General features: G+C 70.7%; 18 protein-coding genes. 5 read left to right on the top strand and 13 right to left on the bottom strand.

All coding sequences use genetic code 11. From position 1 onward, the window contains the following. Positions 1-154: 154 nt before the first annotated feature. The 4 genes from ABD331_RS01590 to ABD331_RS01575 are packed head-to-tail and all read right to left on the bottom strand — an operon-like array spanning position 155 to position 4,913. Entirely contained in the window at positions 155-724 is a 570-nt protein-coding gene (locus ABD331_RS01590) for a hypothetical protein (RefSeq protein WP_344470328.1), read from the bottom strand. A 45-nt stretch (positions 725-769) separates the two neighbouring features. Next, positions 770-2,578, bottom strand: coding sequence for a hydantoinase B/oxoprolinase family protein (locus ABD331_RS01585; protein ID WP_344470327.1), 1,809 nt, complete (start codon positions 2,576-2,578; stop codon positions 770-772). Continuing rightward, positions 2,571-4,571, bottom strand: coding sequence for a hydantoinase/oxoprolinase family protein (locus ABD331_RS01580; protein ID WP_344470326.1), 2,001 nt, complete (start codon positions 4,569-4,571; stop codon positions 2,571-2,573). Before ABD331_RS01580 ends, ABD331_RS01585 begins: the two co-directional genes overlap by 8 nt. Positions 4,572-4,577: 6 nt before the next feature. After that, a complete protein-coding gene (locus ABD331_RS01575) occupies positions 4,578-4,913 on the bottom strand; it encodes a hypothetical protein (RefSeq protein WP_262379463.1) in 336 nt (111 codons plus the stop codon). A gap of 138 nt (positions 4,914-5,051) precedes the next feature. Here ABD331_RS01575 and ABD331_RS01570 point away from each other — a divergent pair, with 138 nt between their 5' ends. Then, positions 5,052-5,711, top strand: coding sequence for a thymidine kinase (locus ABD331_RS01570; protein WP_344470325.1), 660 nt, complete (start codon positions 5,052-5,054; stop codon positions 5,709-5,711). Here ABD331_RS01570 and ABD331_RS01565 read toward each other — a convergent pair. From ABD331_RS01565 to ABD331_RS01550, 4 genes are read right to left on the bottom strand one after another with little or no spacing between them, the layout of a single operon-like run. Next, positions 5,700-6,122 carry a MarR family winged helix-turn-helix transcriptional regulator gene (locus tag ABD331_RS01565; protein WP_344470324.1) on the bottom strand — a complete coding sequence of 141 codons (423 nt, stop codon included), beginning with the start codon at positions 6,120-6,122 and terminating at the stop codon, positions 5,700-5,702. The two genes, ABD331_RS01570 and ABD331_RS01565, sit on opposite strands and share 12 nt — an antisense overlap. 29 nt (positions 6,123-6,151) lie before the next feature. Further along, entirely contained in the window at positions 6,152-6,823 is a 672-nt protein-coding gene (locus ABD331_RS01560) for a DsbA family oxidoreductase (protein ID WP_344470322.1), read from the bottom strand. 40 nt (positions 6,824-6,863) lie between these two features. After that, the gene (locus ABD331_RS01555) at positions 6,864-7,760 is read right to left on the bottom strand and encodes a hypothetical protein (protein ID WP_344470321.1); all 897 of its coding nucleotides are present in this window, start codon (positions 7,758-7,760) and stop codon (positions 6,864-6,866) included. A 56-nt stretch (positions 7,761-7,816) separates the two neighbouring features. Continuing rightward, positions 7,817-8,476 carry an SRPBCC family protein gene (locus ABD331_RS01550; protein ID WP_344470320.1) on the bottom strand — a complete coding sequence of 220 codons (660 nt, stop codon included), beginning with the start codon at positions 8,474-8,476 and terminating at the stop codon, positions 7,817-7,819. A 72-nt stretch (positions 8,477-8,548) separates the two neighbouring features. Between ABD331_RS01550 and ABD331_RS01545 the strand changes: the two genes are divergently transcribed. The 3 genes from ABD331_RS01545 (at position 8,549) to cydB (ending at position 11,816) form a co-directional block, all read left to right on the top strand. Then, entirely contained in the window at positions 8,549-9,385 is an 837-nt protein-coding gene (locus ABD331_RS01545; protein ID WP_344470319.1) for a polysaccharide deacetylase family protein, read from the top strand. A gap of 189 nt (positions 9,386-9,574) precedes the next feature. Then, positions 9,575-10,921: a cytochrome ubiquinol oxidase subunit I gene (locus tag ABD331_RS01540; RefSeq protein WP_344470318.1), complete on the top strand. Its 1,347-nt coding sequence runs from the start codon at positions 9,575-9,577 to the stop codon at positions 10,919-10,921. A gap of 13 nt (positions 10,922-10,934) precedes the next feature. Then, positions 10,935-11,816 (top strand): cytochrome d ubiquinol oxidase subunit II, encoded by an 882-nt coding sequence (gene cydB / locus ABD331_RS01535; RefSeq protein ID WP_344470316.1) that lies wholly within the window; start codon positions 10,935-10,937, stop codon positions 11,814-11,816. Between the two features lie 10 nt (positions 11,817-11,826). On the opposite strand, the gene ABD331_RS01530 is transcribed toward cydB, so the two are convergent. Genes ABD331_RS01530 through ABD331_RS01510 form a run of 5 tightly spaced genes read right to left on the bottom strand, consistent with a single transcriptional unit; the run spans position 11,827 to position 16,389 of the window. After that, the gene (locus ABD331_RS01530; protein ID WP_344470315.1) at positions 11,827-12,558 is read right to left on the bottom strand and encodes an ABC transporter ATP-binding protein; all 732 of its coding nucleotides are present in this window, start codon (positions 12,556-12,558) and stop codon (positions 11,827-11,829) included. Further along, positions 12,551-13,279, bottom strand: coding sequence for an ABC transporter ATP-binding protein (locus tag ABD331_RS01525; RefSeq protein WP_344470314.1), 729 nt, complete (start codon positions 13,277-13,279; stop codon positions 12,551-12,553). The genes ABD331_RS01530 and ABD331_RS01525 overlap by 8 nt, the downstream gene beginning before the upstream one ends. Further along, entirely contained in the window at positions 13,276-14,301 is a 1,026-nt protein-coding gene (locus ABD331_RS01520) for a branched-chain amino acid ABC transporter permease (RefSeq protein ID WP_344470313.1), read from the bottom strand. Before ABD331_RS01520 ends, ABD331_RS01525 begins: the two co-directional genes overlap by 4 nt. Beyond that, positions 14,285-15,163: a branched-chain amino acid ABC transporter permease gene (locus tag ABD331_RS01515; RefSeq protein ID WP_344470312.1), complete on the bottom strand. Its 879-nt coding sequence runs from the start codon at positions 15,161-15,163 to the stop codon at positions 14,285-14,287. The genes ABD331_RS01520 and ABD331_RS01515 overlap by 17 nt, the downstream gene beginning before the upstream one ends. Further along, complete coding sequence (locus ABD331_RS01510; RefSeq protein WP_344470311.1) at positions 15,160-16,389, bottom strand: amino acid ABC transporter substrate-binding protein; 1,230 nt, start codon at positions 16,387-16,389, stop codon at positions 15,160-15,162. The genes ABD331_RS01515 and ABD331_RS01510 overlap by 4 nt, the downstream gene beginning before the upstream one ends. Before the next feature lie 102 nt (positions 16,390-16,491). Between ABD331_RS01510 and ABD331_RS01505 the strand changes: the two genes are divergently transcribed. Continuing rightward, complete coding sequence (locus ABD331_RS01505; RefSeq protein WP_344470310.1) at positions 16,492-17,532, top strand: LacI family DNA-binding transcriptional regulator; 1,041 nt, start codon at positions 16,492-16,494, stop codon at positions 17,530-17,532. The last annotated feature ends 40 nt before the right edge of the window (positions 17,533-17,572 follow it).

The following is a 17,572-nucleotide window of genomic DNA, read 5'->3' as shown; positions in this document are numbered from 1 at the left end:
GACCGCCGGACGACGGGAGCCCGGGCTTCGCGCTTTCCGGGTGACTATTCGTGTGCGACCGGGTACAGTGAGAGCAGGCCGCCCTCCTGCGGGGGGGATGGAAGTGGGCCCGGGTGTACTGCCGGAATTGACAGGAGCCCGGGCTTCGCGCTTTTCAGCGGATCTCCACGCTGTGCACGAGCATGTTGACCTCCAGCTGACTCCAGAACCTGTCGTCACCGCGCTCGGCGAGCGACTTCGCTCCGGCGATGATGTCCGGCAGCCACAGCAGCGGCTCCGACTTGGGGTCGCACCACGACAGCTGCAACCTGGGCGGTATCGAGTGACGGCCCTTGAGAGCGACCGCCAGTTCGTGATCCCTCTGGTCGAGCTCGCGGTCCCGGCGCTCGAAGACCACGTCCACCACATGGTGGTCGCCCAGTTCCCAGAGCAAGCACTGCATGCACTTCCGGCGAGCCCGTTCCTGTCGCTTCGGGTCGAGACCGGACCCGGCCACAACGATGCCTGAGGGTCGCAACGCCGCGACCGCCTCGACGAGCTGGGTCCTGCGCTTGTCATTCTCGTCACGCCAGTGCAAGCGGGGCTGCCTGCGTAGCAGCAGAGCGCGCAGCTCGGTACGGTAACGGTCGGCCTGGTGCGGCGCTACCAGCACCGCCGCCAACAGGTACACGCTTCGTGCGAGCACCATGGACTCATCGACATAAGCCGAGAACGGGAGGATCACGAGGGATCATGCTAGCCCTCCCGAATACGAAGCGTGTTCAACTCCTCACAATTCGTCCACCTCCGCATACCCCCTCCCCCCCGAAAGCCGCGCATACCCCGGCCCCCGATCGAAGAACCGATCCCCCGGCGGCCGCAGCCGCTCCCGCAGCTCCGCCGTCCCCCGCTCATCGATCCGATCCCCGTCCAGCACCACCCCGTAATCCCCCAGCGCCCCCGCGATCGACACCTTCCCGTCGCGCACGTCGGCGGCCACCGCCCGGGGATCCCGGTCGTACGGCGAGCCCCACCCGCCCCCGCCGGTGGTGCGGATCCTGATGAGGTCGCCGGCCTGTACCTGGTGGTCGTCCACCAGCCCTTCCATCTCCTTGCCCGCGATCTCGACCCGGAACGGCCGTCCGGCGAGCCCGCCGTTGACGCCCCAGCAGGACAGGATGGAGCGGTCGGCGATGGACATGTACGAGGCGTCGCGCAGCATCCGGATGTGCTTGTCGTAGCCGAGCCCGCCCCGGTACATGCCAGGCCCGCCGGAGTCGCAGGCCAGGGCCAGGCGTTCGACGCGGAAGGGCCAGCGGGCCTCGGCGAACTCGACGGGGATGTTGCGGGAGTCGGGCACGACGTGGATGGTGTCCTCGCCGTCGGCGTACCAGCGCCCGCCTGAGCCGCCGCCGAGCACTTCGCGCATGAGGTACGGCTGCCCGTCGGCGTCGGCGCCGTACACGCCCGTGTAGCGGATGGTCTCCTGGTCGGCGGGCATGCGGCCGCCGGTGGCCTTGGCGAGGACGCCGGCGAGGACGCCGAGAAGGCGGAGGATGACGAACGTTCGGGCGTTGGTCGGGGCGGGGAAGACGGGGGTGAGGAGGGTGCCCTTCTCGGGGAAGATCATTTTGATGAGGGGCACCACTCCCTCGTTGACGTCCAGCTCGGCCATGCGTTCCGGGGTGTCGGCCAGGTTGCGCAGGACGGGGGCCAGCCACTTCTTCAGGAACACGCCGTCGGCGTAGTCGCCGGCGTGGTTGATGGGGCCCTTGGCCTGGGGGGAGGTGCCGGTGAAGTCGATGGTGAGTGGCGCGTCGGCGGCGTGGTCGACGGTGAGGGTGATGCGCTGGGCGTGCAGGCGGGGCTCGTCGACGCCGTCGTGTTCGGCGTAGTCCTCCCACACGTACGAGCCTTCGGGGATCTTCGCGAGGAGTTCCCTGCGGAACGTCTCGGTCGTCTTGCCGATGATGGCGTCGAAGCACTCCTCGACGGCCTGCTTGCCGTACCGTTCGAACAGCTCGCCGAGCCGCCGGGCGCCCATGAGGCAGGCCGAGCACTCGGCGTCGAGGTCGCCGGCGAGGGAGTCGGGCATGCGGGAGTTGCGGGTCATGATGCGCAGCGCGGCCTCGTTGGGCACGCCCTGGTCCCACAGCTTGATCGGCGGGACCATCAGCCCCTCCTCGTAGACCGAGCGGGCGTGGGAGGGCATGGAGCCGGGCACCGAGCCGCCGATGTCGTCGTGGTGGCCGAAGGCCTGCACGAAGGCCACCACGGTGTCCTCGTGGAAGACCGGGACGGTGACGCACAGGTCGGGCAGGTGGCCGATGCCGCCTTCGGACAGGTAGACGTCGTTGTGGAAGTAGACGTCGCCCGGCTGCATGGTCTCGATCGGGAAGTCGCGCACGACGGGCTGGACGAGCGCGCTGTAGGAGCGGCCGGTGAGCTTGCGCAGCCGTACGTCGTGGATGCCCGCGCGGAAGTCGTGCGCGTCGCGGATCATCGGCGAGCGGGCCGTGCGGGCGATGGCGGTCTCGACCTCCTTCTCGACGGAGGCGAGGGTCCCTTCGACGATCTCCACCAGGATGGGATCAGTCACGGCTTATCTCCACATTTCCGTATTCGTCGAGCTTGGCGGTGAAGCCGGGGTGGACGGGGATCGTCGAGCCGTACTCCTCGATCACCGCCGGGCCCTGCACCGTGGCGCCGGGGCCGAGGGCGGCGCGCTGGTGGATCGGGGTGTCGCGGGTCTCGTCGAAGTGCACGGGACGCACCGACGTGGCCCCCTCGCCGGCCTTGTCCAGGCGGCGGATCACCGGGCGGTTGATCGGGCCGATGCCGGAGACGCGCAGGTTCACCCATTCGACGCCGTGACGCGGGTCGTCGCGGTAGGCGTAGCCGTACAGCTTCTCGTGGGCGTCGTGGAAGCGGGAGACCACCTCGGCGTGCCAGTCGTCGTCGATCTCCCCGGCGGGCGCGGGCACGCGCACCTCGTAGGCCTGGCCGTAGTACCGCAGGTCGGCGCTGCGCTGGTAGACCGGGTCGTCGAAGCCCTCGCGGTCGAGTGCCTCGCCCGCCTGATGCTCCAGGTCGTGGAAGATCTCGACGGCCTTGCCGAGCGAGAGGTCGCGGGTGACGTACGTCCGCACGTAGTCGTTCTTGACGTCCACCGTGAGCAGCCCGAACGCCGAGACGTTGCCCGGGTCGCGCGGCACGATCACCGACGGCAGGCCGAGGATGTCGATCAGCCGGCACGCCAGCAGCGGCCCCGACCCGCCGAACGTCACCAGCGGGAAGTCCCGCACGTCCAGCCCGCGCTTGACGGTGAGCTGCCTGATCGCGTTGCTCTGGTTGAACGCGCTGATCTCCAGGATGCCGGTCGCCGTGCGCTCCGGGGTGAGGCCGAGCTTGTCGGCCAGAGCCTTGACGCCGGTCCCGGCGGCCTCCACGTCCAGCGGGATCTCCCCGCCGAGCAGGTGCGGCGGGATCCGGCCGAGGAAGACGTGCGCGTCCGTCACCGTCACCTCGGTCCCGCCCTTGCCGTAGCAGAGGGGGCCGGGGTCGGCGCCGGCGGAGCGGGGCCCCACCTTGAGCGTGCCCTCGGGCGAGATCCACGCGACCGAGCCGCCGCCCGCGCCGACCGTGATGATGTCGATCATCGGGATCTTGCACGGGTAGCGGCCGACGGCGCCCTCGGTGGTGATGGAGGGCTCGCCGTCGATCACCACGGCCACGTCGGTCGAGGTGCCGCCGCCGTCCAGGGTGATCACCGACTCGTGGCCTGCGGTGGAGGCGATCAGCGCCGCGCCCAGCGCGCCCGCCGCAGGGCCCGACAGGACGGTGGTGATGGGCTGGTTGACGACCTCGCGGGCGGACAGCACGCCGCCGTTGGACTTCATCACCGAGAACGGCATGCCGAGCCGGTTCGACAGGGTCGCGATGTAGCTGCGCATGGCGGGCTTGACGGCGGCGTCCACGAGGGTGGTGACCGAGCGCTCGTACTCGCGGTACTCCCGCAGCACGTCGCTGGACAGCGAGATCACCGCCTCGGGGTGCTCGCGCCAGAGCACCTCGCGCATACGGCGCTCGTGCTCGGGGTTGGCGTAGGAGTGCAGGAAGCAGACCCCGATCGCGGTGATGCCCCTGGCCCGGAACCAGCGGGCCACCTCCACGGCCTGCTCGTCGGAGAACGGCCGCACCTCGTCGCCGAGGTGGTCGAGCCGCCCGCCGACGGTCTTGACCTGGTGCACGGGGACGATCCTGGGCGGTTTGACCCAGAAGTAGGAGTTGCCGTAGCCGTCGGGCACGCTCTGCCTGGCGATCTCCAGGACGAACTCGAACCCCTCGGTCGTGATGAAGCCGAGGTTCTCGATCCGGTCCTCCAGCAGCCGGTTCGTGGCCACCGTGGTGCCGTGCACGATGGCGGCGACGTCCAGCCGCCCGAGCTTCTCCACGCCCGCCAGGAAGCCGTCGGCCGGGTTCGCCGGGGTCGAGGGGGTCTTCGTGGTGTGGATCTCACCGGTCGCCTCGTCCACCGCCACGACGTCGGTGAAGGTCCCGCCGGTGTCCACTCCGATACGCACGCTACGCATGGCTCCTCAGCTCCGGCGACGGCCGAGCACTTCGTCGATGACTCGGGGCGCGTTCGTGGGGCCCACGTACGCCGCCAGGCGCACCACCATCTCCTGTGTCCTGGCCAGCTCGGCCTCCACCCTGGCCTTGCCCGACTGGCCGGCCTGGACTCCGAAGTAAGCCCCGATAATGGTACCGATCACCCCCGCCACACCGGCGAACAACGCGGCGAGCTCCCCCGTGGCGAACACGGCGGCGCCGAACGCGATGAGCAGCGCGATGATGCCCGCCACCACGACCAGGAAGCCGTAACGCCAGCGGGTGGCGTCCGCCTGGGCCGCCGTGAGATCGTCCTGCCTCATCAACGCCTCGAGCGGCGACGGCTCGGACGATGGTCTGGACGGTGGTTTGTCGGTGACCACAGATTCCTCCTGAACAACTACAGGGGAGAAATGTCCCACGAGGTCATGGAACAAGCCAAGCCACTAAGCTGGCGGCCCGTGACCGAACTGTCTGCCTTGTCTGCCGCGCCGTCCAGCGCGCGAGATGCCGTACTGAAGTTCTACTTCGGCCCCATGGACTGCGGGAAGTCCACCCTGGCGCTGCAGATGAACTACAACCACGGACGGCAGGGCAGGCGCGGCCTGGTGCTGACCAAGCATGACCGATCGGGCGGGCCGAAGCTCACCAGCCGGATCGGGCTGGGGCTGGAGGCGATCGAGGTGGAGGACTCCCTCGATCTCGTACGGCTGGTGACCGCGCACGACCGCGTCGACTACCTCATCTGCGACGAGGCCTGCTTCTACACCGTCGAGCAGATCGAGCAGCTCGCCGACCTGGTGGACGCCTACGGGGTGGACGTCTACGCGTTCGGGCTGGCCTCCGACTTCAGGTCGGTGATGTTCCCTGCGGCGCAGCGGCTGTTCGAGCTGGCCGACGAGGTGTGCCGGCTGCAGGTCGAGGTGCTGTGCTGGTGCGGGCGTCCGGGGCAGCTCAACGCCAGGATCGTGGGCGGGACGATGGCGCGTACGGGCGAGCAGGTCGTGATCGGGGACACCGACGACGCGCCCGTGCGCTACCAGGTGCTCTGCCGCCGCCACCACCGCAACGGCCAGCTCGGCGAGGGCGTGATGAGTTCGGACGAGGGGTCAGCCGCCTGAGCGGGGCGGGACCAGGAGCTCCAGGGCGTCCCTGAACAGTCTGACGTCGCCCTCGGGCAGCGGCGCCAGGAACTCGTCCTCGACGCCCGCCACGATCCGCCTGGCCTCCGCCAGCACCTCGCAGCCGCGCTCGGTCGGCTCCACGATGTTCTTGCGCCGGTCGGCGGGGTGCGGCCGGCGGCCGACGAGGCCCTTGCGCTCCAGCCCGTCGACCATGGCGACCATGGTCGTCCGGTCGATGCCCATCCGCTGGGCCGCCTCCAGTTGTGACAGCGGCTCGGAGCCGCCGAGCACCGACAGCACCCCGAACTCTCTGCCGTCGATGCCGCACGGCTCCAGCGCCGGCCCCATCAGGTCGGACAGGCGCTGGTTGGCGTGCTTGAGCAGGTAGGCAAGGCTGCGACTGGACACCCTGTGATTCTCCCATTCCGGAAAATCAGTCAGACCGCGCAGTACCCGTCGTCGTCGCACCCGTCGCCCTGCGCGCCGAGCCGGGTGATCGGCGTCTGCCCGGTACGCTCCGCCACCTCGTCGATCGCGGCCGAGAACGCGTCCTCCGGCTGCGCGCCCGACACGGCGTACTTGCCCTCGAACAGGAACAGCGGCACCCCGGAGATGCCCAGCGAGCGCGCCCTGGCGAGCTGCTCGCGCACCTCCTCGCCGCCCTCGCCGGAGTCGCGCACGCCCACCTCGGCGGCGAGCTCGCCGAGCACGCCGGGGTCGGCCACGTTGCGCCCCTCGGCGAAGTACGCGCGGAACAGCCGCTCGGCCATCTCCCCGCCGAGCCCCTGCCGGGTGGCGACCTCGATCAGGCGGTGCGCCTCGAACGTGGCGGCGTTGACGGCCTTGTCGTAGTTCAGCTCCAGCCCCTCGGCGGTGGCGGCGCCGACGACCCGCTCGACCATCTGCCGCGCGTTCGGGCCGAACTTGCGCTCCAGCGCCGGGATCAGCGGCTCACCCTCGACCGGCGCGTCCGGATTGAGCTGGTACGGCCGCATCGTCACCTCGATCGTGCCGCCCTTGGCCCTGAACCTCTCGGCGGCCCTGGCGAACCGGGCATGCCCGATGTAGCACCAGGGGCACACGACATCCGAAAAAATCTCGACCTTCATACCGGTGGACAACCCGCCCGCGCCCACCGGGATTCCGGGTTCAGCCGCTGGCCAGCTCCTCCAGCCGGTACGGCAGGTACGCCGAGTCGTCCACCAGCGCGGAAGCGCCCCGCCACCAGCCGAACCACTCGCCGCTGCGCCACATCCAGTCGACCCGCTCGATCGCGGCCACCACGTCGCCCACCGTGACCCATCGCTCGCCGAGCTGCTCGGGCGAGGCGCCGTGACGCATCGCCCACGTGCGCAGGATGTCGACGGCCTCGGCGGGCACCTCGCGGGCGTACGGGTCGGGGCTCTCCCCCGGCAGCCGGTGCGGCCCGAGCCCGGCCGCCACCCCCCAGCTCCACTGCGCCTCGGCGGGCCGGGAGTAGCGCAGCGACTGGAAGTCGAGGTTGGAGCCGAGCTCCTCGTCGGCCCGGCGGGCGACGACCGCGTCTAGCCGCCCGCCCGCGTCGAAGTGCACGACGAGGCGCTGGCCAGGCTTGACGCCCGGCGGCAGGTCGAAGCGGTCTTCAGCCTGCCAGGAGTTGAGGTCCACCTGCGCGACGGGCGCGCCCCACATCTGGTCGGCGGCGTCGTCGGACACCCAGGCCGCCAGCATCTCCAGTGCGGTCAGGTCGGTCCACGGCTCGATGGCGACGGCCGTGCGCACCACCTCGTCGGGCGCGGGCAGCTTGCCGCCCCTGGGCGTGGACCACCAGCTCTCGCCCACCTCGCGGGTGCCGACCAGCAGCGCGGCGATGGCGGCCAGCTCGGCCGAGCGCCTGGTGAGCTGGGCGCCGAGGGCCAGCTCCAGCGTGCGGTCCGTACGCTCGTCGCCGAGCACGGGGCGCACGTCGCCGATCAGTATCTCGGCTGTCGGACGCTCCTCGCCCAGGAGGTTGCGCACGACTCGCCTGGCCTCGGTTCTTGCGTCTTCAGCGTGTGCCTGCCGCATATTGCCACGCTACGCCGGGAGATCCTTTTCCGCGAGAGTCCAGGAGGCCATCAACCTCATGCGCCGCGCCGGCGTGAGCCGCGTCCCAGCAGCCAGCCCAGGGTGGCTCCGGCGAGCGCGACGCCCGCGCCCATGCCGAAGGACGCCAGCATCACCCATGGGCGGGTCTCGGTGTGCTGCTTGGGGGGCCGCTCGTACAGCCCGCCTCGCGCGGCGGGCACCTCGGACGGCGCTGTGGCGAGGTCTGTGGCGAGGTCGGTGGCTGGTACGGGGGCGGCGGGTGCCGTCAGATGCTGCTCCACCGCCGAGAAGAACTCGCCGGCCGTCCGCTTGGCCACCGACCCGAGCATGCGCTGCCCCACCCCGCCGATCATCCCGCCGACCACGGCCTCGGCCTCGTAGTCGACCCGTGTCCCGCCGTCGTGCTCGCTCAGCCGCACGAGGACGGTGGCGTCCACAGTGCCGGGCGCGCCCTGCCCGCGTGCCTTGAGCGTGAAGCTCTCGGGCTCCAGCGGGTCGGACAGCGCCACCTCTCCCTGGTAGACGCCCTTGATCGAGCCCACCCCCGCGTTGATCGTCATGCGGTACGCGTCCGGCCCCGTCTCCTCCAGCCGCTCGCACCCGGGCAGGGTGCGCACCAGCACCTCCGGGTCCCTGAGCGCCGCCCACACCCGCTGCCTGTCCACGCCGATCTCGGCGCTGCCCGCCAGTTTCATGCCGCCACTTTAGGCAGCGCGGGGCGCGTGGATAAGGGCAACACCTCAGGAAGGCTGGCAAGATGGTGCCCCATGTTCAGGGGACACCGGGTGATCGGCGTGGCGTGCGTTCTGTCGCTGGCCGCGTGCGCCCCTGCCGGGACCGCGTCCTCAAGCCCCGCGCCCAAGGCCACGACTCCGGCGCCGGCGCAGAGCCCCGCCGAGAAGGGGCCTGCGGGCGTCAAGCCGCGCAAGGGCGAGGTGCGGCCGATCCCCCGCGCCGGCGGCCTCCCGCCGGTGATCAGCTCGATCCCGACCAGGCGCAAGGTCGTCTTCCTGACCATCGACGACGGCTGGGAGCAGGACCCCGGCTTCGTCAGGCAGGTACGCGACCAGCGCATCCCGATCACCGCCTTCGCCATGCGCGACGCCGTGGAGGCCAAGGGCACCCCGGACGAGTCGGGCGGCGAGGCCCGCTACGTGGGCGCCGGTAAATGGGGATATTTCCGGCAGCTTCGCGACGCCGGCGTACCGGTCGAGAACCACACCCTCACCCACCCCAACCTGCGCCTGCTCGGCCACCCCGCCCAGCGCGGCGAGATCTGCGGCGCGTCGAAACTGATCGCCAAGGAGATCGGCACGCGCCCCACCCTGTTCAGGCCGCCGTTCGGGAACTACAACACCGACACCCTCAGGGCCGCCAAGAGCTGCGGCATGTCGGCCGTGCTGCTGTGGACCGCCACCGTCCAGCCCGGCGGCAAGATCGCCTACCAGGTGCCCGACAAGAAGCTGCGCCCGGGCGACATCCTGCTCCTGCACTTCCGGCCCAACCTGGCCAGGGACTTCCGCGTCCTGGTGAACAAGATCAAGCGCCGCGGCTACGAGCTGGGCGACCTCCAGGCCTACCTTCAGGCGGCGCTGCCGCGCTGACTCCGCCGGGCGGCGTACGCGACGATCAGCCGGGCGGGTGACGCGTCGGCGGGCCCCCGCACGCGATCCTCGACAGGGCAACCAGCACAGACGATGTGACCAAGCTCGCATCGCGATGCTCTACAGCTTGTAGTACTACTTTGAGTAGATGTACTACAGCGTGTAGAGCTCAGGGAGACGACGGGGAAGATGGACGCACTTGACCTTGCGCGGTGGCAGTTCGGGGTGACCACCGTGTACCACTTTCTGTTCGTACCGCTGACCATCGGCCTGGGCATCTTCGTCGCCGGCCTGCAGACGGCCTGGCACCGCACGGGCAACGAGCAGTACCTGAAGCTCACGAAGTTCTTCGGCAAGCTGTTTCTGATCAACTTCGCCATGGGCGTGGTGACCGGCATCGTGCAGGAGTTCCAGTTCGGGATGAACTGGAGCGAGTACTCCACGTTCGTCGGCGACGTCTTCGGGGCGCCGCTGGCCATGGAGGCGCTGCTGGCCTTCTTCATGGAGTCCACGTTCCTGGGGCTGTGGATCTTCGGCTGGGACCGGCTGCCGAAGAAGGCGCACCTGGCGACCATCTGGGCGGCGGCCATCGGGTCCAACCTTTCGGCCTACTTCATCCTCGCCGCCAACGCCTGGATGAAGCACCCCGTCGGCTACGAGGTCGTGGACGGCAAGGCCAGGATGACCGACCTGTGGGCGGTGCTGACCAACTCCACCGCGCTGGCCCAGGTCCCGCACGTGATCGCCGGCTCGTTCGTGGTGGCGGGCGGCTTCGTCCTGGCGGTGTGCGGCTACTGGCTGCTGCGGACGCGCGCGGACATGTGGCGCCGCGCCGCCCGCGCGGCGCTGCTCATGACGGCCGTCGCGGGGGCGGTCGTCGCGGGCACCGGCGACCTTTCGGCCAAGCTCATGTACGAGCAGCAGCCCATGAAGCTGGCCGCCGCCGAGGGCCTGGAGCGGACCACCGAGGGGGCCGGGTTCAGCGTCGTCCCCGGCATCGAGATCCCGAAGCTGCTCAGCTTCCTGTCCACCAACGACTTCGAGGCCCCCGTCCAGGGCACCGAAGATTTGCAGCAGCGCTTCGAGCAGCAGTTCGGCCCCGGCGACTACCGCCCCGACGGCGCCGTCGTCTTCTGGTCCTTCCGCGTCATGATCGTCTTTGGCCTGGCCACGGTCGGCCTGTCGGTGCTCGGCCTGTGGCTGACCCGCCGCAGACGGCCGTTCCCCGCCTGGCTGTCGCGCGCCATGCTGCTCGCCCTGCCGCTCCCGCTCCTCGCGGTGATCGCCGGCTGGCTGCTCAGCGAGATCGGCCGCCAGCCCTGGACGGTCGCGGGCGAGCTGCTCACCGCCTCCAGCGTGTCGCCGAACGTGTCGCTGGCCGCCGTCGCCACCTCCCTGACGATCTTCACGCTCCTGTACGGCGCGCTCGCCGTGGCCGAGGTCGTCCTGCTGGCCAGGCACGTCCGCAAGGGCGCCGAGGAGCAGGCGCCGGTCCAGGCGGCCGAGGCGCCGCGCGAGCCGTCCCTGATGTACTGAGGAGCTGCCCCCAATGATCGAGTTGTGGTTCGTCATCATCGCCTTCCTCTGGACCGGCTACTTCGTCCTGGAGGGCTTCGACTTCGGCGTCGGCATCCTGGCGCCCCTCGTCAGCAGGAACGCCGCCCAGCAGCGCGCCGCCCTGCAGACCATCGGCCCCGTCTGGGACGGCAACGAGGTGTGGCTGATCACCGCCGTCGGCGCCATGTTCGCCGCCTTCCCCGCCTGGTACGCGGGCGTCTTCAGCTCCTTCTACCTGCCCGTGACGCTGATCCTCGTCGGCCTCATCGTGCGCGGCGTCGGCCTGGAGTGGCGCGGCAAGGTCGGCAACCCGCTCTGGTGCGACCTGGGCATCGTGGTGGGCAGCGCGCTGCCCGCGTTCCTGTGGGGCTCGGTCTTCGCCGACCTGCTCTTCAACAGCCCCCTCGCCGCCCTCGTGGGCGGCGCGTTCACACTGGCGGTGTGCGTCCTGCACGGCGCGGTGTTCCTCGCACTCAAGACCACCGGCCCGGTACGCCGCCGCGCCCGCGTCGCCGCCATGATCGCCGGTGGCGTCACCATCCCCGTCGCCGTCGCCGCCCTGTCGAGCCTCGGCACCATCCCGGCCCTCGCCTCCATGGCCGCCCTCGCCGCGGCCACCGCCCTCATCTGGCGGCGCAGGGAGGGCTGGGCGTTCGCGGCCACGGCCGGCTCGATCGTGCTGGCGACGCTGGCGGTGTTCATGGAGCTGCGGGTACGGCCGCTGCCGGGGCTGACCTTGGCCGAGGCGGCTTCGGCCTCGTACACGTTGAGCATGTTGACGTGGATCGGGTTGATCGCGTTGCCGTTCGTGCTGGTTTATCAGGGGTGGACGTACTGGGTGTTCAGGAAGCGGGTGCTGGTCGCCGGCTCATGACCCGGCCGGTTCAGGTGGCCGGAGCGCCACCCAGGTAGAGCCGTCCCAGGCGGGGATCGGCGGCCAGTTCCCGCGCCACCCCCGAGATGTGCACCCGCCCCAAGTCCAGCACACACCCCACGTCGGCCATCTCCAGCGCCCTGCGCGCGTTCTGCTCCACCAGCAGCACCGCCACCCCGGCCCTCCGCATGAGGTCGATCTGCTCGAAGACGACCTGGGTGTTGCGCGGGTCGAGCCCCATCGACGGCTCGTCCAGCAACACCACACGGGGCTCCAGCATCAGGGCCCGCGCGAACTCCACCTGCTTCTGCTGCCCGCCCGACAGCAGCCCCGCCATGCTCCCCCACCGCTCCCCGACGACGGGGAACAGCTCCTTGACCGCGGCGATGCGCGCGTTGAGGCGGGAGTGGTCGCGGACCGTGAAGCCGCCGAGCCGGACGTTCTCGGCCACGGTCATCTCGCGGAAGACGCTGTGCCCCTGGAGCACGTGGGCCAGGCCGAGGGCGAGCAGGCGTTGCGGTGACAGGCCCGTCACGTCCTGGCCGGACAGGAGGACCCGGCCGGAGCGGGGGGTGAGCAGGCCGCTGGCGACCTTGAGCGCGGTGGACTTGCCGGCGCCGTTGGGGCCGACGAGACAGACGACCTCGCCGGCGCGGACGGTGACGGACAGGCCGCGCAGCACCGGCGCCGCCCGCCCGTAGCCCGCGACGACGTCTTCCAGGGTCAGCACCGTCTCAGACACCGAGGTACGCCTCCAGCACGCGCGGATCCTCCCGGACCAGGCCGGGCGGGCCTTCGGCGATGGGGGCGCCGCGGTCGAAGACGATGACGTGGTCGCACATGCCCATCACCATGTCCATGTTGTGCTCGACGACGAGGAAGGTGCGGCCCTCCGCGTTGAGGTCGCGTACGAGGTGGATGATGCGGTCGATCAGCGCCGGGTTGACGCCGCCGGCCGGCTCGTCGAGCAGCACCAGGTCCGGCTCGGCCATGAGCACGGCGGCCAGTTCGAGCAGTTTCTGCTGCCCGTACGACAGGTCGCGGGCCTCGGCGTCCTCCAGGTGCTCGATGCCCATGCGGCGCAGCCAGTGGCGCGCCCGCTCGACCTCGCCCGTGTCGCGCAGGCCCGCCAGCAGTTCGCGCAGGCGGGTGCGGCGGACGGCGACCAGCATGTTCTCCAGCACGCTGAGGCGGGGGAAGATCCGGCAGAGCTGGAAGGTGCGGCCGATGCCGGCGTGGGCGACGCGGTGCGGCGAGTGCCGGGTGAGGTCGCGATCGCGGTAGAGGACGCGGCCGGAGTCCGGTTTGATCATGCCGGTGACGATGTTGAAGAACGTGGTCTTGCCCGAACCGTTCGGCCCGATCAGGCCGTTGATCTTGCCGTCGCGCAGTTCGACGGAGGCGCCGTTCACGGCCAGCACCCCGCCGAACGACTTCGTCAGCCCTTCGGTCCGCAGGCTCATGGGGCCACTCCTTCGAGTCGCTGGTCGGCCGTCTCGTCGGGGATGGAGGGCCCTGCCCGTCTTCTGGTGAAGCGGGCGAGGATGCCGTCCGGCATGAACAGCACGACCAGCACCAGCACCAGCCCCGTCGCGGTCAGGTGGATCTGCGTCTCGCCCAGCGCGATCAGGAAGTACTCCCCCGCCGGCGCCACGATCAGCGCGCCGAGCAGCGGCCCGTACAGGTGCCTGACGCCGCCGAGCAGGCTCATGAGCACCATGTACGAGGCGATCAGGATGGAGAAGACGAAGATCGGGTCGAGGCTGCCGAACCAGAGCGCGTAGAGCCCGCCGGCCAGCGCCACGAACAGGGCGGACAGGGCGAAGGCCGCCACCTTGTACGCCCCGGTGGGCACGCCCAGCGACTCGGCCTTGTCCTCGTCCTCCCTGATGGCCCGCAGGCCGGCGCCGAAGCGCGAGCGGGAGACGTACCACCAGGACAGCAGCGCGACCACGAGCAGCGCCAGGAACAGGTAGAAGAACACCATGTGGGTCTGGCCGCGGTGCAGGCCGGGGAACGGCGAGGGCACCTGGAGGCCGGTGGAGCCGCCGGTCAGCGAGCGCCAGCCCTGCACGATCAGGTTCATCATGGACACCAGCGCGATGGACACGATCACGAACGAGGCGCCGCGGACGCGGACCGCGGCGATGCCGACGCCGACGGCGAACACGGTGACGAGCAGCGCCGAGAGCGCCAGGGCCAGGGCCCAGGGCACGTGCAGGCGGACGACGAGCAGCCCGGTGCCGTACGCGCCGAGGCCGAAGAACGCGGAGTGGCCGAGCGAGACGTAGCCGGTGAAGCCGCCCAGGAGGTTCCAGGAGGTGGCCATGGCGGCGTACATGACGGTCAGCGCGCCCGCGTACACCAGGTAGTAGTTGGGCGCCAGCCAGGGGTAGGCGATCGCCGGCGCGGCCAGCAGCAGCGGCAGACCCCTGGAGACGGTGCCGGCCAGCAGCCGCGGCAGGCCCCTAGAAACGGTGCGCAAGCCGGCCTCCGAAGAACCCCTGGGGACGCGCGAGCAGGGTCAGGAAGAGGAAGACGTAGAACATCATGGTGGCCCAGGTGGCGTCCACGGTGACCAGCACGACGCCCTCGACCACGCCGAGCAGCACGGCGGCCAGCGCCGCGCCGATCACGCTGCCCAGCCCGCCGACCACGATGATCGCCATGAGCTTGCCGATCCACACCCAGTGCGAGGCGGGGAAGAACGGCGTGATGAGGGCCAGCACGGTGCCGCCCACGGCGGCGGTGGCCAGGCCGGCGCCGAAGCCGTACCCGGCGACGCGCTCGGTCCTGATCCCGACCAGCCTGGCCGCCTCGCGGTGCTGGACGGTGGCCCGCAGCGCCTGCCCGAACCGGCTCTTGACCAGCACCGCGAACAGCACGGCGAGGGTGAGCGCGGCCACCCCAAAAGCGATGATCTTGTCGTACGGGAGGTGCACGCCGCCGATCGTCAGCGACCGGGTGGCGTAGTCCATGCTGACCGACTTGTAGGAGCCGGTGTAGAACGTGCCGAGCAGCCCCTCGATGACCAGCGCGATCCCGAACGTGAGCAGCACCGACATCATCGCCAGGCTGTCCGGCGCGAGCCTGGCGATGAGCAGCCGCTGCACCGCCACGCCCAACCAGAAGAAGAGCGGCACGGTCAGCGGCAGCGCCAGGAACGGGTCCACGCCGAGCGAGGTGTGCACGGTGTAGGTGAGGTAGGCGGCCAGGAACAGGAACGCCGGGTGCGCCACCATGACCACCCGCATCACGCCGAAGTACAGCGACAGGCCAGAGGCGAGCAGGGCGTACAGCCCGCCGGTCAGCGCACCCAGGGCCAGCCCCTGCAGGAGCAGGCTCACCAGTCCTGCTTCGGGTAGACGAGGTCGGCGGTCTTGGCCTGCTCGGGGAGGACGATCTCGATCTTGCCCTTGACGTACTGCTGGATCATGTGCGCCTGCTCGGGGCGTCCCTTGTCGTCGAAGGAGAGCGGGCCCACGACGGTGTCGAACGTGCCCTGCCTGATGTGCTGGGTCAGCTTGTCCTGGCACTCCTTGGTGGGATCGACGCACTTGACGGCGTTCACGGCGGCCTCGACGACCTGGCCGACGGTGTAGCCGTTGGCCGCGTCCTCGTTGGCGTCGCCGCCGAACATCTCCTTGTAGCGCTTGATCATCTCCTGGTTGCCGGTGAACGTCGCGGTGGCGGACCAGCCGACGGGCGAGAGGATGTGCTCGGCCGCCCCCTTCACCGCGGCGGGGAACTCGGCCAGCGTCGGCCCCGTCGAGAACGCCGCCAGCCTGGGCTGCACCTTCAGCTCCTGCAGCGCGCGCACCAGCCCGACCGAGTCCTCGAACTGGGTGCCGCCCACGACCAGGTCCGGCTTGGCGGCGGCGATCTTGGCGGCGATGGGGGCGAAGTCGGTGGTCTCCGGCGGGTACACCTCGTCCACGACGGTCTTGACGCCGGCCGCGGCCAGCTTGTCGCGCAGCCCGTACGCGGTGCCCTGGGCGAACGGGTCGTCCAGGCTCGCGTACGCCGCCGTCCTGGGCCGCTGGTCGGCGGGCAGCTTGACGAGGTAGTCGGCCAGATAGTTGTAGTGGTCGCCGGCGATCGCGGGCGCGGCGTAGAACAGGCGCGTGAAGCCCTGCTCGAACACCTCGGCCGCGGCTCCCGCGGGCTCCACGAAGAGCATGCCGTACGACTCGGCGACCTTCGCCGCGGGGATCACCAGGCGCGAGGAGAACGGCCCGAAGACCAGGTTGACCTTGTCCTGCGTGATGAGGGACTCGTAGTCGGAGCTGACCCGGTTGGGGTCGGAGGCGTCGTCGCGGAAGATCAGCTCGACCTTCCTGCCGAGCAGGCCGCCCTTGGCGTTCACCTGGTCGGCCCACACCTGGTACCCCTCCTGGATGCCCTTGCCCGGCTCGGAGAAGTCGCCGGTGAGCGGGAGCGAGATGCCGATCTTGACCGGCCCCTGCTGCTGTCCCGGCGGCTGCGCGGCGCCGGGCTCGTCGGTCTTCGCGCACGCGGTGAGCCCCAGTGCGCAGATGGAGATGATCGTCAGGCCCTTGCGAACTCTTGCCATCGAGGAGACCCCCGTCAGAAGAGGCTGAGCGAAAGCGCTTTCGCAAGCGCTTTCGGTTACGATTACACGGGTTTCCGCCCCGGACAAGGGGGTTCGCACGACATGGCGAAGCGGCCTTCCCCGCCCTCCCCGCCCCGGCTCGTGGACGTGGCCAAGGCCGCCGGCGTCTCCCTCGCGACGGCCTCACGGGCCATGAACGGCAGCACCGGGGTGAGCGCCGGGGTCGCGGCGCACGTCCAGGCGATCGCCTCTCAGGTCGGGTACGTGCCCAACAGCCACGCGCGGGCGCTGGCCGGCGGGCAGGCGTCCATGGTCGGCCTGATCGTGCACGACGTGGGCGACCCGTACTTCGGCGAGATCGCCAGGGGCGTGCTGCGCGAGACCGACAGCCGCGGCTACCTGGCGCTGATCAGCCAGACCGAGCGCGACCCGCGCGCGGAGCTGGCCCGCATCCGCGCCCTGCGCGCCCACCGGGTCACCTCGATCGTGCTGGCCGGGTCCGGCTACGTCGAGGCGAGCACGGAGACCGACCTCGCGGCCGAGATGCGCTCGTTCACGGCGGCGGGCGGCCGGGTCGCGGTGATCGGCCGCCACCACCTGCCGGTGGACGCGGTGCTGCCCGACAACGCCGCCGGCGGCGTCACGCTCATGCGTCACCTGCTCGGCCTGGGGCACCGCCGCCTCGGGGTGCTCGGCGGGCCCGCCAGCCTGACCACGGTCGAGGACCGGCTGGCCGGGCTGCGCACGGCGGCCGGCGAGGCAGGGCTCGACTGGGCGGCCGTGCCCGTCGTGCACGGCGACTTCACCAGGGAGGGCGGCGCGGCGGCCACCGCGCGGCTGATGCGGGCCCGCCCCGACCTGACGGCGGTGGTCGCGCTGAACGACCCGATGGCGGTGGGGGCGCTGTCGTGGCTGCTCAACCACGGGCGGCGGGTGCCGGACGAGATCTCGGTCGCCGGGTTCGACGACGTGCCGGTGGCTCAGGACGTCTACCCGGCGCTGACCACGGTGCGGCTGCCGATGGTGGGGATGGGCAAGCAGGCGCTCGAACTGGTGCTCAGGCCGCCGGCGTCGCGGCCGAGGCGGCGGCGTACCCGGCACGAGCTGGTGGTGCGCGCCTCCACCGCCCCGCCGCCCCCTTGACATGATCCGGAGCCGGGTTACGATCCGGGGGTCCCGAAAG

It is taken from the genome of Nonomuraea monospora, from assembly GCF_039531895.1.
Taxonomy (GTDB): domain Bacteria; phylum Actinomycetota; class Actinomycetes; order Streptosporangiales; family Streptosporangiaceae; genus Nonomuraea; species Nonomuraea monospora.
Note: the sequence above shows the minus strand (reverse complement) of the source record. Positions and strands in the feature narration are given on the sequence as shown.